This is a genomic window from Nocardia harenae NBRC 108248 (assembly GCF_001612885.1).
Taxonomy (GTDB): Bacteria; Actinomycetota; Actinomycetes; order Mycobacteriales; family Mycobacteriaceae; genus Nocardia; species Nocardia harenae.
In genome coordinates this window covers 1-12,390 of sequence record NZ_BDBH01000011.1, presented here as the reverse complement: position 1 = coordinate 12,390, position 12,390 = coordinate 1, and the positions used below count along the sequence as shown (strand labels likewise).

The 12,390-nt window shown below is 69.1% G+C and carries 13 protein-coding genes, 1 tRNA gene and 1 pseudogene; 11 read left to right on the top strand and 4 right to left on the bottom strand.

Features of this window, described 5'->3' with window-relative positions; genetic code table 11:
- Position 1: 1 nt before the first annotated feature.
- On the bottom strand, positions 2–1,114 hold the full coding sequence (locus NH2_RS21340) for a tyrosine-type recombinase/integrase (RefSeq protein WP_245650699.1): 1,113 nt from the start codon (positions 1,112–1,114) through the stop codon (positions 2–4).
- 198 nt (positions 1,115–1,312) lie between these two features.
- Here NH2_RS21340 and NH2_RS21335 point away from each other — a divergent pair, with 198 nt between their 5' ends.
- The 4 genes from NH2_RS21335 to NH2_RS21320 are packed head-to-tail and all read left to right on the top strand — an operon-like array spanning position 1,313 to position 4,963.
- Positions 1,313–1,816, top strand: coding sequence for a deazapurine DNA modification protein DpdA family protein (locus NH2_RS21335; RefSeq protein WP_067657221.1), 504 nt, complete (start codon positions 1,313–1,315; stop codon positions 1,814–1,816).
- Positions 1,813–3,522: a replication initiator gene (locus tag NH2_RS21330; protein WP_067657218.1), complete on the top strand. Its 1,710-nt coding sequence runs from the start codon at positions 1,813–1,815 to the stop codon at positions 3,520–3,522. The genes NH2_RS21335 and NH2_RS21330 overlap by 4 nt, the downstream gene beginning before the upstream one ends.
- 8 nt (positions 3,523–3,530) lie before the next feature.
- Positions 3,531–3,752, top strand: coding sequence for a helix-turn-helix transcriptional regulator (locus tag NH2_RS21325; RefSeq protein ID WP_067658159.1), 222 nt, complete (start codon positions 3,531–3,533; stop codon positions 3,750–3,752).
- Entirely contained in the window at positions 3,752–4,963 is a 1,212-nt protein-coding gene (locus tag NH2_RS21320; protein ID WP_067657215.1) for a site-specific integrase, read from the top strand. Before NH2_RS21325 ends, NH2_RS21320 begins: the two co-directional genes overlap by 1 nt.
- Before the next feature lie 42 nt (positions 4,964–5,005).
- Here the strand turns inward: NH2_RS21320 and NH2_RS21315 are convergent.
- Positions 5,006–5,079 (bottom strand) — tRNA-Pro (locus NH2_RS21315).
- Positions 5,080–5,327: 248 nt separating this feature from the next.
- Entirely contained in the window at positions 5,328–5,924 is a 597-nt protein-coding gene (locus NH2_RS21310; RefSeq protein ID WP_084505760.1) for an MspA family porin, read from the bottom strand.
- 239 nt (positions 5,925–6,163) lie between these two features.
- On the opposite strand from NH2_RS21310, the gene NH2_RS21305 reads away from it, so the two are divergent.
- The 3 genes from NH2_RS21305 to NH2_RS21295 all read left to right on the top strand — a co-directional run bounded on the left by NH2_RS21305 (position 6,164) and on the right by NH2_RS21295 (position 9,821).
- Positions 6,164–6,637 (top strand): hypothetical protein, encoded by a 474-nt coding sequence (locus NH2_RS21305; RefSeq protein ID WP_245650698.1) that lies wholly within the window; start codon positions 6,164–6,166, stop codon positions 6,635–6,637.
- 169 nt (positions 6,638–6,806) lie between these two features.
- Positions 6,807–8,144 (top strand): lipase family protein, encoded by a 1,338-nt coding sequence (locus NH2_RS21300; RefSeq protein WP_245650697.1) that lies wholly within the window; start codon positions 6,807–6,809, stop codon positions 8,142–8,144.
- A 141-nt stretch (positions 8,145–8,285) separates the two neighbouring features.
- Positions 8,286–9,821 (top strand): DHA2 family efflux MFS transporter permease subunit, encoded by a 1,536-nt coding sequence (locus tag NH2_RS21295; protein ID WP_245650696.1) that lies wholly within the window; start codon positions 8,286–8,288, stop codon positions 9,819–9,821.
- A 75-nt stretch (positions 9,822–9,896) separates the two neighbouring features.
- Here the strand turns inward: NH2_RS21295 and NH2_RS21290 are convergent, their stop codons facing one another.
- Positions 9,897–10,328 carry a type II toxin-antitoxin system Rv0910 family toxin gene (locus NH2_RS21290; RefSeq protein WP_067657209.1) on the bottom strand — a complete coding sequence of 144 codons (432 nt, stop codon included), beginning with the start codon at positions 10,326–10,328 and terminating at the stop codon, positions 9,897–9,899.
- A 95-nt stretch (positions 10,329–10,423) separates the two neighbouring features.
- Here NH2_RS21290 and NH2_RS21285 point away from each other — a divergent pair, with 95 nt between their 5' ends.
- The 4 genes and pseudogenes from NH2_RS21285 to NH2_RS21275 form a co-directional block, all read left to right on the top strand.
- Positions 10,424–10,798 (top strand): VOC family protein, encoded by a 375-nt coding sequence (locus NH2_RS21285; RefSeq protein ID WP_067657206.1) that lies wholly within the window; start codon positions 10,424–10,426, stop codon positions 10,796–10,798.
- 83 nt (positions 10,799–10,881) lie between these two features.
- Complete coding sequence (locus tag NH2_RS30220) at positions 10,882–11,016, top strand: hypothetical protein (RefSeq protein WP_281202050.1); 135 nt, start codon at positions 10,882–10,884, stop codon at positions 11,014–11,016.
- 32 nt (positions 11,017–11,048) lie between these two features.
- Entirely contained in the window at positions 11,049–11,600 is a 552-nt protein-coding gene (locus NH2_RS21280) for a YceI family protein (protein ID WP_067657203.1), read from the top strand.
- A 429-nt stretch (positions 11,601–12,029) separates the two neighbouring features.
- Positions 12,030–12,390: pseudogene (locus tag NH2_RS21275) on the top strand (ATP-binding protein); the annotation flags it as partial.

The following is a 12,390-nucleotide window of genomic DNA, read 5'->3' as shown; positions in this document are numbered from 1 at the left end:
TTCATCGTGGTGCTGGGGCGAACGCCCGGTCGAGGGCGCGGCGCAACGCCTTGTTCTTGTAGTCAGAGCCGACCGATGTGTAGAGCGCCGTGGTGGAGCCCCAGGCATGGCCGACCTGCTGCTGAACGAAGAGGTGGTCGAATCCGTCCTCGAGCAGGTGGGAGATGTAGGAGTGCCGCAGGCAATGCGGCCCGAGCTCGACCGGCAGGCCGAGCGCGTCTCGGCACGCCGCGAACCGCGTATTCAGGTAGTCGGTGGTGATTCGGCCACCCCGCTCGGTCGGCCACATGACCGTGCCGGTGACTCCGTACATCGGCCGGATGTCCTCCACCCACTCGGTGACCGCCTCCACGGCCCAACCCATCGTCGCCAGCACCGACCGTCGTTTGGGCGGGCTGCCGCGCATCGCCTTGCCGTAGCGCACCGACAACGCCGCGTATCGCCCGAACTCGGGTGTGGCCGCGTTCGACGACCAGTCGATCGTGTCCAGCATCGTGGCTTCTCGGCGGCGGAGGCCCCAGCCGTAGATCGTCTTGAACATGGCCGCGTCGCGAAACGCCGCGAGCCAACCCTTCCGGCCCGATTTGCGGACCACCTCCACGCGATCGTCGCAGTAGTCGAAGAGGTCCTGGACCTCGTCGCGGCTCATGGGGCGGTTGCCGGGACGCGCTTCTACGTCAGCACGGTGCACCGCCGTGTTCCATTCGTGGAAAACCTGGATCGGATGCGTCCCGAAATGCTTCTCGCACAACATGTCCCATCCATAGCGGGTGTCGGTCAGGTATTCCAGGAACAGCGTTACCTGCCCCTGGTAGTGCCGGATCGTGGAGTGAGCCAATCCGCGATCGACCATCGCGGCAGTCCAGTCCTCGACATCCACCGGTCCCCAGTTCCACGGGTAGTCGTTGGTGAACGCCACCAGCCGCCGCACATTCTGCTCCCGCTGCTCCAGCGTGCCCGGCGCCACCAATCGCGCCGCCTGCTGCTTCGCCCAGCCGGCCAGCATGGCCTGCAACACCGTTTCCTCCGGCTGCAACAGCGCGACATCAGATGCGAGCACCGTCTCGGCCGTGCCCGCAACCGCCCGCAACTCACCTCGACGTTCCGAGACCACTTCACCCGCTCCTACTCGCCCAACACCCTGATGATCGATTCAATCATCAGATGCAATCACCTATGCGAAGGCAGACGCTACAGGACCACGGAAAGCTAGGCAGGGGAAGCGATCCGATAAGTTCGCACGCTTCGTTCCACCAGCATCAACGCCAATACTCAATTCCTCGAATACACCATCCGATGCAATACCCCGGACTTGGTCACCAACTACCTCACCCTGCGTGACCTCGCCCCGGATCTGCCGTTCGTGCCGGTTTTGCAGGGCTTCGACCTGCCCGACTACCTGCACTGCGCCGACCTCTACCAGCGGGCCGGGATCGAATTGGGCGGGGTGCAGGTGGTCGGGGTCGGGTCGGTGTGCCGCCGCCAAGGAACCCGCGACGCCGCGGCCATCATGACCGCCCTGTGCCAGCAGCTGCCGGGGGTGCGGCTGCACGGGTTCGGGATCAAGACCAGCGGCCTGCACCAGTACGGCGCCCTGCTCGCCTCCGCGGACTCGATGGCCTGGTCCTACGGCGCCCGCCGCACCGACCCGCTGCCCGAGTGCACCGGGCACAAGAACTGCGCCAACTGCCTGACCTACGCACTTGGCTGGCGCACCAAGGTCCTCGACGCGATGACCACCCACCACCACACCATCAGCACCCGCCGCCGTGACCGCGGGCAGTTGGCGCTGTTCGACCTGGAGGACGCCGCATGACCCACACTGCCGCCGCGGTGGTGAACGATGATCCGTCACAGCCTGCCCCCACCCGGCAGACTGCGGCGGACCGTCGTGCGCTCCCGAACCTCAACGAGATCGCCGAATCCGCCGCCGAGCACGAAGTCGTCTGCGCCCGCATGATCCCCATGCGCGCCTTCGACAACGACACCGGCCGCATCTCCTACATCGGCGTTCCCTGCAAATCCACCCTCACCTCCGTCTGCCCCGCCTGCGCCAAGACCGCCCGCTACACGCGCATGGTCCAGTGCAAGGAAGGGTGGACCCTCGCCGCCGAGCCGGTCCGTGATCAGCCGGAAGTCACTGCGGCACAGCGTGATCTGCTCGGCGCCCGTGCGCACCTGGCGACCGAGTACCACAACGCCCGCCAGTCCGGTGACGACGAAGCAGCCGATGCCATCCGCGAACTCGTCGGTGAGCTGGACACCGAACTGAAGGAGTCCGGGGCGCGTGGCCCGTTCCCGCCGCTGGACCCCAAGCCCAAGCGCAAGGCCAAGTCCACCCGGCGCCGCGACGACGTACCGGACCTGCCCCGCAAGAAGGTCGGCAAGACCACGGTGGGCCGGGAGTACGCGGGCAAGTACCGGCCCTCGACCTTCTTCACCCTGACCCTGCCGTCCTACGGCCGGATCAACGAGGTTCCCGGCCCGGACGGGGAGATGGTCTCCGACGGCTCCCCGGTCCACCCGGACTCCTACGACTACACCCGCGCCGCCCGCGACACCATCCACCTCAAGGCCCTGTTCACCAGGTGGGTGCAGAACCTGCGCCGCGCGGTCGGCTGGAACGTGCAGTACTTCGCCACCGTGGAACCGCAGAAGCGCGGCGCCCCGCATTTGCACATCGCTATGCGCGGCACCGTGCCGAACGAGATCCTGCGGGCGGTGACCGCGGCGACCTACCGCAACATCTGGTGGCCGCACCACGACCGCGAGGTCTACACCGAGGGCCGGATGCCGGTCTGGGACTTCCAGGCGAACGCCTTCGTGGATCCGGACACCGGGGCGCCGCTGACCTCGTGGGATGAAGCGCTGGCGGTGATGGACACCGTGGACGAGCTGGAACCGGCCCACTCGCTGCGCTTCGGCGCGCAGTCCAAGACGGTGCAGATCCTCGCCGGATCCGATGAGGAGGACCGCAAGGTCCGGTACCTGACGAAGTACCTCACCAAGTCGGTGGCCGAGATTCTCGAGCCCGACAGCACGCGGGTGGCGGTGCATTACGACCGGTTGCAGGAAGAGCTGAAGCGCACCCCGTGCTCGAAAACCTGCGCGGTGTGGCTGCGCTTCGGCATCGTGCCCCACGGTGCGACCGCCAAGACCATCCCGGGCCGGTGCAAGGGCAAGGCGCACCGCCGTGAATGCCTCGGACTGCCCGGCCAGCGGGTCATCAGCTCGGGGCTGTGGACCGGCAAGTCGGTGGAGGACCACCGCGCCGACCGGACCGAGTTCGTCCGCCAGTACCTCGCCGCCGCCGGAATCACCCTGCCCGAGCGGCCGAACCTGCGCATCACCCCGATCCGCCCCGGCGACAAAGACGCACCACCACGCGCGCACCTGATCATGGCCGCTGTCGCTGACCGGATCAGGAAACGCGCCGAGTACGACGCCGCCCGCCTGGCCCTCGCCGGTGACGGGCCACCGGGGGCCGGAAGTCTTTCCGCAATTCAGCGAACAGCAGCGTAGGAGGGGTGATGGATCGACGGTTGGTCGATGGTGGATGGTTCACCACGAGGGAGTTGGCGGCGCTGCTGGGGGTCGATGCGTCGAGTCTGCGGCGGTGGCGGACGGCGAACCCGCCCTACGGGCCTGCCTACGTGCGGGTGTCGGCTCGTGTGGTGAAGTACAGCGCGGAGGACATCGAGGTGTGGTTGCAGGGCAAGCGGTTCGATCCGTCCTCCGCTGAGGCGGCGTGATGGCAAATCAGGTGAATTTGCCTGTCGGAGTGCGTCTTTCGTCCGACATCGAGGAGCGATCCGACTACGGTCGTCGGCCGTTCAAGGCGCGGGTCCGGTGGGTCGATCCCGCGACCAAGAAGCGGCCTTCGGTGTCGCAGCCGTTCGACACCCGGGAAGCGGCTGAGGCGTGGATCGAGCAGCTCAAGCTCAAGGCGCGCCAGGGCGTGGACCCGAAGACGGCCACGATGACGCTCGCGGAGTACGGCACGGCGAACATGGAGCTGGCCATGCGCGGGCTGGAGAAGAAGACCACCGACCCGTACGGCGCTGGCTGGCGGTTGCGGGTCGTTCCGGCTCTCGGGCATTTGCCGGTCTCGATGCTGACCAACGGCGCGGTGGACCGGGCGGTGGTGGGCTGGATCGGTGACGGCGCGAAGAAGTCGACGGTGAAGAACAGTCTCGCGGTGCTGGTTCGCGTGCTCGAACAGGCGGTGCGGGACAACATCATCGACCGGAATCCGGCGCACGTGCGCGGGTGGCAGCGGCTGTACGCCCAGGTTCAGGATGAGCTGGACGACCCGCGGTCGCTGGCTCTGCCGGACTGGTCGGCGCTGACCACGCTGGCGAACGCTCTGGTCGCTCGATCCGCCGACAACTACCAGGGTTGGGGCGACGTGGTGATCTTCGCGGCCTGCACCGCCGCCCGCATCGGTGAGGTCTCCGGGTGCCGGGTCGGTGATATCGACACCACCACTTGGACGTGGCGTCTCCGTCGGCAGACCACACCGGGACCGGGCGGGATGGAGGACAAGGGCACGAAGGGCAACCGCGCCCGACCGGTACCGCTGATCGAAGAGGTGCGGCAACTCGTGGCCGGCCGAATCGCCGCGGCGGGAGCCGACAAGCCCGATGCCCGGCTGTTCCTCGGACCTCGCGGCGGACGGATCGCAACGGGCGTTCTGCGGGATGCCACGCACTGGGACGAGGTGGTGACCAGCTTCGGTTACGAGCATCTGCGACGCCACGATCTGCGGCACACCGGGCTGACGTGGATGGCTGATGCCGGGGTGCCGCTGCACGTGCTCCAGAAGATCGCCGGGCATGCCGACAGCCGGACGACCGAGAAGTACTTGCACCCGGACAACGCGGAGATCACGGGCGCCGGTGACAAGCTGTCGAAGCATCTGCGGTCCCGTTCTGGTCCCGCTCTGCGGGTGGTCGGTGAATGACAAAACCCCTTCCCATGCTGGTGGGAAGGGGTTTTACGTAAGTCGGGCTGACAGGATTTGAACCTGCGACCACTTGACCCCCAGTCAAGTGCGCTACCAAGCTGCGCCACAGCCCGTTGCACCCCGCGTTCAGGTGCCCGTTGAGATTACCGCAGGTTCGGCTCGGGACACTAATCCGCTGGTCAGAGCGATGAGCAGCCAGGTGTTGCCGAACTGGCGGGCGTCGCGCTCGAGATGCCCGCCGCCCGGTGGCCTCGAGGGCCATGGCGTGGCTCGGCGACAGGACGCCCGCGGTGACCATCCACTCCGCGACCCGGTTGAGCAAGTGCGCCGCCCGGCCCGGTCGACCTGCCGCTACCGGACGTCAGATCCAGAGCGGATCTCCGTACACCACGCCCATGTCGCTGATCTCGTCGGTGTAGACCTGCATCGACGTGTACTGACGGATGACCGCGGGCCCGACGCAGCCATTGATGACCAGGTGGATATCGCGCATGTTGATGCGCGCGGAGGCGCCGGGGACCACGTCCTTCTCGGCGAGCGGCACCTCGGCGACCTTGCCGGGGGTCACCGAGACCGAGGCGTTGAAGCCGAGGTCGGTCAGGTCGGGGCTGCCGTCGTCGTCGGGGCCGATGCCGAAGCCCATGCCCTGCAGGTCCACCGCGCACCCGACGTGGTACCCGACTCGCAGCGTCCCGGACACCGGCGACCGCGTGTACGACGACCCGCTGATGTACACCTCGCGCACCGTGCCCGCGGCATTGAGCGGCGGCACCTTGTCGATGCTCTCGCCGGTCGAGCCGACCACGAAGGTGGGTCCGTCCGGCGACTCGAAGGTGCGCTCGTGCGGCGCCAGGTTCACCACCTCGGCGGCGGCCGACGGCGCGAACGCGGTAGCGAGCCCGGCGGCCACGACGGGTACCGAGCACGACAGGACAAGCTTGGCGAGGAGGGATGGCATGGCGGCGATCGTAGTGGGGAGCGGGGTCGGCAAACGGGAACGCGACCGGCGGGTCGGGTTATAAAACCGCTAGTCGAGCGGTGTTTTCCGAGTACATGGCGGGTGTCCGGAAAGAGCCGGGCAAACGTGACTCTGCCCTCTGCCCGCGTAATGAATCCCGAGCACCGCCCGATCAGGAAAATATGACTATCGCACGAGGATTGGTTTCCACGACGGCCGCCGGACTCCTGGGCGCGGCGATGGCTCTGACGGCCCCCGGCGTCGCGAATGCCGAACCCTGCCGGCTCGGGGCGTCGAATGTCGGCCCGAGGAGCTGCGCCACCACGGAGCTGCGAACGGCTCCGGCGTGGACGCTCGGCACCGGGTTCTGCGTCGGCATGCTCACCGCCGCGGGCGTCGCCTACGACGGGCCGCTGGCCGAGTACCACGTCTTCCCCGGGACCGCGCACTCCATCGAACTGCGGATCACGCAGGGCTTCTCCCCGCTCGGCGACTACGCGCCGACCGTGCTGGCCTGCGATGTCACCGCCATTGTCGACTGGCGCAACCTCGATACCGGGGACAGCGGCTCGGTGAGCCGGTTCGTCCCGGCGGGCAGCACGGGGGCGCGGCCGCTCTTCGTGCACGTGGACTCGGGGCCGGGGCGGGTGGCGCTGACCCTGCGCACGGACCGGCCGGGTATTCCGGCGAGCACCGAGGTGTTCGTTCCCTGAGCCGCATCGCTTGCGAGCGCCGGGTGCTGTCGGCGTGATTCATTGGCAGATGTCACAGCCCCTGCCGTGATCATGGTGAGCTGCCAACACCGTCGCGATTAAGCTCGAAACCTGGAGCGGCAGAACCCTATTCTCGGCCGGAATCGGTTCGAGTCGAAGGTGAGGGTCTGTGAAAGCGTCGCTGTCGGTTGTGGTTACCGTGCTCGTCGGGTGCGCCCTGATGGGCGCCCCGGCCTCCGCCGAACCGCCCTACCCGGTGGAGCCATCGATTCCCGCGGCCCCGCCCGCCCCGCTGCAGGAGTGGATCGACAACACGCTCCCGGCGCCCGCGGTGGCGGCCGACGAGGAGACGCTGTGGCGCGCGGTGCTGCCGAGCCCGACCGGCGACCCGATCTTCGACACCTGGCCCGACAACCTGCCTGCGCTCGCGCCGGGCGCGATCATCGAGACCAGGGATGTGACGGCGACGACCGCGCTGCGGTCGACGGTGCCGATCGCGCGGGCCACGCTGCTCAAGTTCCGCTCCACCTCGGCCACGGGGGCGCCGTCGTTCGGCACCGCCACGCTGATCGAGCCGACGGCGCCGTGGTCGGGGCCTGGCACCAGGCCGGTCGAGGTCAATGCGCTGCCGATCAATTCGCTCGGCACGCACTGCGCCCCGAGCTACCAGATGTCGCACGGCCTGCTGGAGAAGCCGAACGGCAGCCTTCCGGTCTTCCTGCCCGCTGTCTGGACGGCGCTCGGCAAGGGCCATGCGGTGCTGCTCCCGGACCACGAGGGCCCGTTCATGGCCTACGCCGAGCCGAATGTCGCGGCGCACGTCGTGCTCGACTCCATCCGCGCGGCCCGCGGCTTCCTGCCGGTCGAGCTGGGGGACAGCCGGTACGTGGCGGTCGGCTACTCCGGCGGCGCCATCGCCGCCTACGCGGCAGCCATGAAGCAGGACGAGTACGCGCCGGAGCTGGCCGGGGTGCTGGTCGGCGCGGCGCCCGGCGGCGTCGTCACCGACTACGTGAATGTCGCGCACCAGTTCAACGGCAAGATCTCCTCGGGCATCCTGCTCACCGTGACGCTGGCGATCGCCCGCGAGCACCCGGAGATCCTGCGGCACACCAACAGCCTCGCCCAGTGGGTGGCGACCTCCCCGCTGCGCGATATCTGCGGCGAGACCTCCGGCCCGCTCGGCATCGTCGGCATCCCGGTCGACGTCGGCGCCGACACCCCCGCCCCGCTGGACAGCGAGTTCGCGCGGGCGCTCTTCGCCCAATTCGATCTGACCGACCGCACCTCCACGGTGCCGCTGTACATCTACCACGGCCTGCACGACCCGTGGATCCCGCTCGACGACGCCGAGCGGGTCTTTCGCCAGCAGTGTGCGCGCGGCGTGCCGAGTGTGTTCCGGGTCGTCGCCGGTGAGCACCTGATCGGCTACGTCACCGGCGCGTCGGAGCTGGAGGGGTGGATCGACGGCAGGCTGCGCGGGGTCGCGGCGCCCAGCGAGTGCTAGCGCAGCCCGAGAGCGCGTAGGTGCGCCAGTTCCGCGGTGCGGTGCGGGATGTCGGGGTCGGGCCGGCGTCGCGAGCCAACGGCCCCGGGAAACCATAGTGTCCGTTTGGTGTTCGAACGATCGGGGTGGCAGGCTCAAGCGGTGACGCAACCTCCGGATATCCAGTCGACCGGGACCGGCCCGGCCGACGACAGATTGGACGGCGCGGTCTTCCGCGTCGCGGGCGTGGTGGTGCTCGGCGCCATCATGTCCATCCTCGACATCACCGTTGTGACGGTGGCGCTGCCGACCTTCCAGCTCGAGTTCGGTACCAGCTACGCCGTCGCGGCCTGGACCATGACCGGCTACACGCTGGCCCTGGCCACGGTGATCCCGCTGACCGGCTGGGCCGCCGACCGCTTCGGCACCAAGCGGCTCTACCTCGCCGCGCTCGCCTTCTTCGTGCTCGGCTCGGCGCTGTGCAGCCTGGCCTGGAATATCGAGACGCTCATCGCGTTCCGGGTGCTCCAGGGCATCGGCGGCGGCATGTTGATGCCGCTCGGCATGACGATCATGACGCACGCCGCGGGCCCGCATCGGGTCGGGCGGCTGATGGCGGTGCTCGGCGTGCCCATGCTGCTCGGCCCGATCGGCGGCCCGATCCTCGGCGGCTGGCTGATCGAGAGCCTGAGCTGGCACTGGATCTTCCTGATCAACGTGCCGATCGGCGTGGTCGCGCTGATCGCGGCCTTCGTGGTGCTGCCCGCCGACGACCCGCAGCCGTCGGAGTCCTTCGATTTCCTCGGCATGTTGCTCGCCTCGCCGGGGCTCGCGCTCTTCCTCTACGGCGTCTCGACCATTCCGGAGGCGGGCACCGCGCTCACCCCGAAGGTGCTGATCCCGGCGCTGCTCGGGCTCGCGCTGCTCGGGCTCTTCGTCCGGCACGCGCTGCGCACCGAGCATCCGCTGATCGACCTGCGCCTGTTCCGCAACCGCGCGCTCACCCTCGCGGTGCTGACCATGGTGCTCTTCGCCATCGCCTTCTTCGGCGCCGGGCTGCTGCTGCCCTCGTACCTGCAGCAGGTGCGCGGTGAGACGGCGCTGTGGGCGGGGCTGCTGATCGCCCCGCAGGGGCTCGGCGCCATGCTGAGCATGCCGATCGCGGGCCGCATCGTGGACCGCTCGGGGCCGGGCCGGGTGGTGCTGGTCGGGCTGGTGCTGATCACGCTCGGGACGGTGTACTTCACCCAGCTCGAGGCGGATTCGCCGTACTGGATCCTGCTCGGTTCGCTCTTCGTCATGGGGCTCGGCATGGGCTGCACCATGATGCCGGTGATGACCGCCGCCCTCCAGACGCTGAACCACCAGCAGGTGGCGCGCGGCTCGACGCTGATGAACATCGTGAACCAGACCGCGGGCTCCATCGGCACCGCGCTCATGTCGGTGGTGCTCACCGGGCTGATCAACGATCGGGCGCTGGCCGGGCCCGCCATCGCCGCGCAGTTCGACCCGCGGGTCGCCGCCGAGCTGCCGCCCGCGGCGGTGCAGGAGGGGCTCGGCCAGGCCGCGCAGGCGTTCGGCCACACCTATGTGGTGGCGCTGGTCCTGATCGTGCTGACCTTCATTCCTGCGTTCTTCCTGCCGCGCACCAAGCCGAAGGCGCCGGAGGGGGCGGAAGCGCAGATCCTGGTGCACTGAGCCGCGACGCGCGGTGCGCCGCGCCGAGCGGGCCGACGAGGGGCCGGTCGCGGCGGCGATCGGCCCCTCGGCGGCTCAGGAGTACTTGGCGACGAAGGAATCCAGCGAGCGCTCGAAATCGCCCTTGACCGCCCGCGCCACCCCGGAACCGATCGGCCCGAAGAGCGGCGCCCCGCCGAGCTCCACATCGATGCTGACCGAGGAGCCCGCGCCCTTCGGCTCGACGGTGAAGCGCAGCCCCACCTTGGTGCCGCCCTTGCCCGCGCCCCGCAGCGCCAGCGTGCGCGGCGGCGTCGCCTCGGTGACCGTCCAGGTCACCCGGTTGCGCATGCCCTTCACGGTGACCACCCCGACCAGCGTGGTGCCGGCGGCCAGGTGCTCGGGCACCGGCCCGCGCCAGGCCTCGTGCATGGTCAGCCAGGTGCCGAGCTCGGCCAGGTCGGAGGCGTGCGACCACGCCTGGTCCGGGGTGAGCGGCACATCGGCGGAGACCTTCAGCTTTGCCATGCGCGCATGGTATCCCCGCCGCCGCGGCTCGTTTCGCCGCGCGCGGGCCCGGGTACGCCGCCCCGGACCGCGAAAGCATCGAAGAGGGGAGCCCGATGAGCACCGACCCGGTGGCGACGCTGCGCACCGTCGTCCTGGATTGTCCGGAACCGGCCACCCTGGCCCGGTTCTACGCCGGTCTGCTCGGCGGCGAGATCCTGGACGAGGACGACGACCCGACCTGGCGGGTGCTGGTCGCACCGGGCGGGCGGCGGATCGCCTTCCAGCACGCCCCGGAGTACACCCCGCCGGTGTTCCCCGACCCGAAGGCGTCCCAGCAGCTGCACCTGGATCTGCTGGTCGACGATGTCGAGGCGGCCGAGGTGGTGGCGGTCGAGCTGGGCGCGGTGCTCATCGAGCCGCACGACGACGAGCGCTTCCGGGTCTACCGCGACCCGGTCGGGCACACCTTCTGCTTCGTCTGGTTGTGAGCCCGGCGACTCTGGAATAGCCGCGGCCCTCCCCGTGTTCAACTGGTTGCCATATCAACCAATGCGCCCGCGAGGAGGGTCTCGTGCAGTTCGGAATCTTCACCGTCGGCGGCCCGCAGCGGGTGATCGAGAAGACGTTGAGCGTCCGCGAGTCGTTCGGCGACTACCGGATGATCGCCCGAACCCCCGGACGACGTGACGCCGTCACGCCCGCTTGACCGATTCATCTCGCACGCCAAGGAGTAATCCCATGACCAAGTCACTCGCCGACCTCGGCCTCACCGCGGGCACCTGGGCCATCGACCCGGTGCACTCGACCGTCGCCTTCGCCGTTCGCCACCTCATGGTGAGCAAGGTGCGCGGCCGCTTCACCGACTTCTCCGGCGCGCTGGTGATCGCCGAGGACGGCACCGCCACCGCGAACGCAGAGATCCGGGTGGACTCGGTGACCACCGACAACCCGCAGCGCGACGCGCACCTGCGCACCGCCGACTTCTTCTCCGCCGAGGAGTTCCCGCTGGCCACCTTCACCGCCACCGGATTCCGCCCGTCGGGCGACGATTTCGTGGTCGACGGGGAATTCACGCTGCGCGGCGTCACCAAGCCGGTGACGCTGCAGGTGGAATTCCTCGGCGTGCATCCCGGCATGGGCAACGGCCCGGTAGCCGGGTTCGAGGCCGAGACGGTGGTAAGCCGCCGCGATTTCGGGCTGGACCTCGACATGCCGCTGCCCGACGGCGGCGCGGTGATCGGCGACAAGATCACCCTGACGCTGGAGATCGAGGCCGGGCTGCAAAGCTGACCCGACCCCGGATCCGCGATCGGCCGGGCCCCGCACGGGGCCCGGCCGATCGGCGTTTTCCAGGGATTCGCGGAAACCGTACCGTAGATGCCGAAATTGTTCTGCACTTACCGATCGAGACTTCTTCGTGATGCTGCTACTGTGTGCCACATCGTCGGGTTCCGTGTGGCCGGACAGCCCCGTCTCGGCTGGTCGTCATAGGTGAAAAAGACCTGACGGCAAGGGCATTGCACGGTGTGCCCGCTGAGTGTGTTGAAGGCGTTGCTGGCTCGGTGGCAGAAGGCGGTGATCGTGAGACGAGGTAGCCCCTCGCACGTCGGCCGCACCCATGGCGTGCCGCCGCTACCGCCGCCCGCCCCCGGGTAGCTCGCCCGGGAGCCGTGCGCGTCCGATCCCTCGATCCTCGAGTCCCTCAACACGAGAGAACTGATGAATCCAGATTTCGCCCTGGTGCTTCCATGGATCGTCGCCGTCGTCCTGGTCGCGGTGGTGACGATCTACGCGGTGCTGGTGGTCCGCCGCAGACAGGCCCGTATCGACGCGCTGATCGCCGAGCAGCGCCTGCACGAGGAGACCCTGGAGCGGCTCGCCGCCACCACGCTGCCCACCATCGCCGAGTCCGTCCGCCGCTTCGAGCAGTCCCCGCCGCCCGCCGTCGAGGTGCCGCCCGCGCTGGAGAACACCCGCTTCGCCCAGTGCCTGCGCTGGGCCGCGGAGCGCTACGCCGACGAGCTCCGGCTGGTGCAGTCCGAGACCCGCGAGCAGGCCGCCCGCGACGGCGAGGAGAAGG

Coding starts and splice junctions, on each gene's coding strand:
- NH2_RS21330 (WP_067657218.1), top strand. CDS start 1,813: ATGACCCACACTGCCGCCGCGGTGGTGAACGATGATCCGTCACAGCCT.
- NH2_RS21325 (WP_067658159.1), top strand. CDS start 3,531: ATGGATCGACGGTTGGTCGATGGTGGATGGTTCACCACGAGGGAGTTG.
- NH2_RS21320 (WP_067657215.1), top strand. CDS start 3,752: ATGGCAAATCAGGTGAATTTGCCTGTCGGAGTGCGTCTTTCGTCCGAC.
- NH2_RS21310 (WP_084505760.1), bottom strand. CDS start 5,924: ATGCCATCCCTCCTCGCCAAGCTTGTCCTGTCGTGCTCGGTACCCGTC.
- NH2_RS21305 (WP_245650698.1), top strand. CDS start 6,164: ATGGCTCTGACGGCCCCCGGCGTCGCGAATGCCGAACCCTGCCGGCTC.
- NH2_RS21290 (WP_067657209.1), bottom strand. CDS start 10,328: ATGGCAAAGCTGAAGGTCTCCGCCGATGTGCCGCTCACCCCGGACCAG.
- NH2_RS21285 (WP_067657206.1), top strand. CDS start 10,424: ATGAGCACCGACCCGGTGGCGACGCTGCGCACCGTCGTCCTGGATTGT.
- NH2_RS21280 (WP_067657203.1), top strand. CDS start 11,049: ATGACCAAGTCACTCGCCGACCTCGGCCTCACCGCGGGCACCTGGGCC.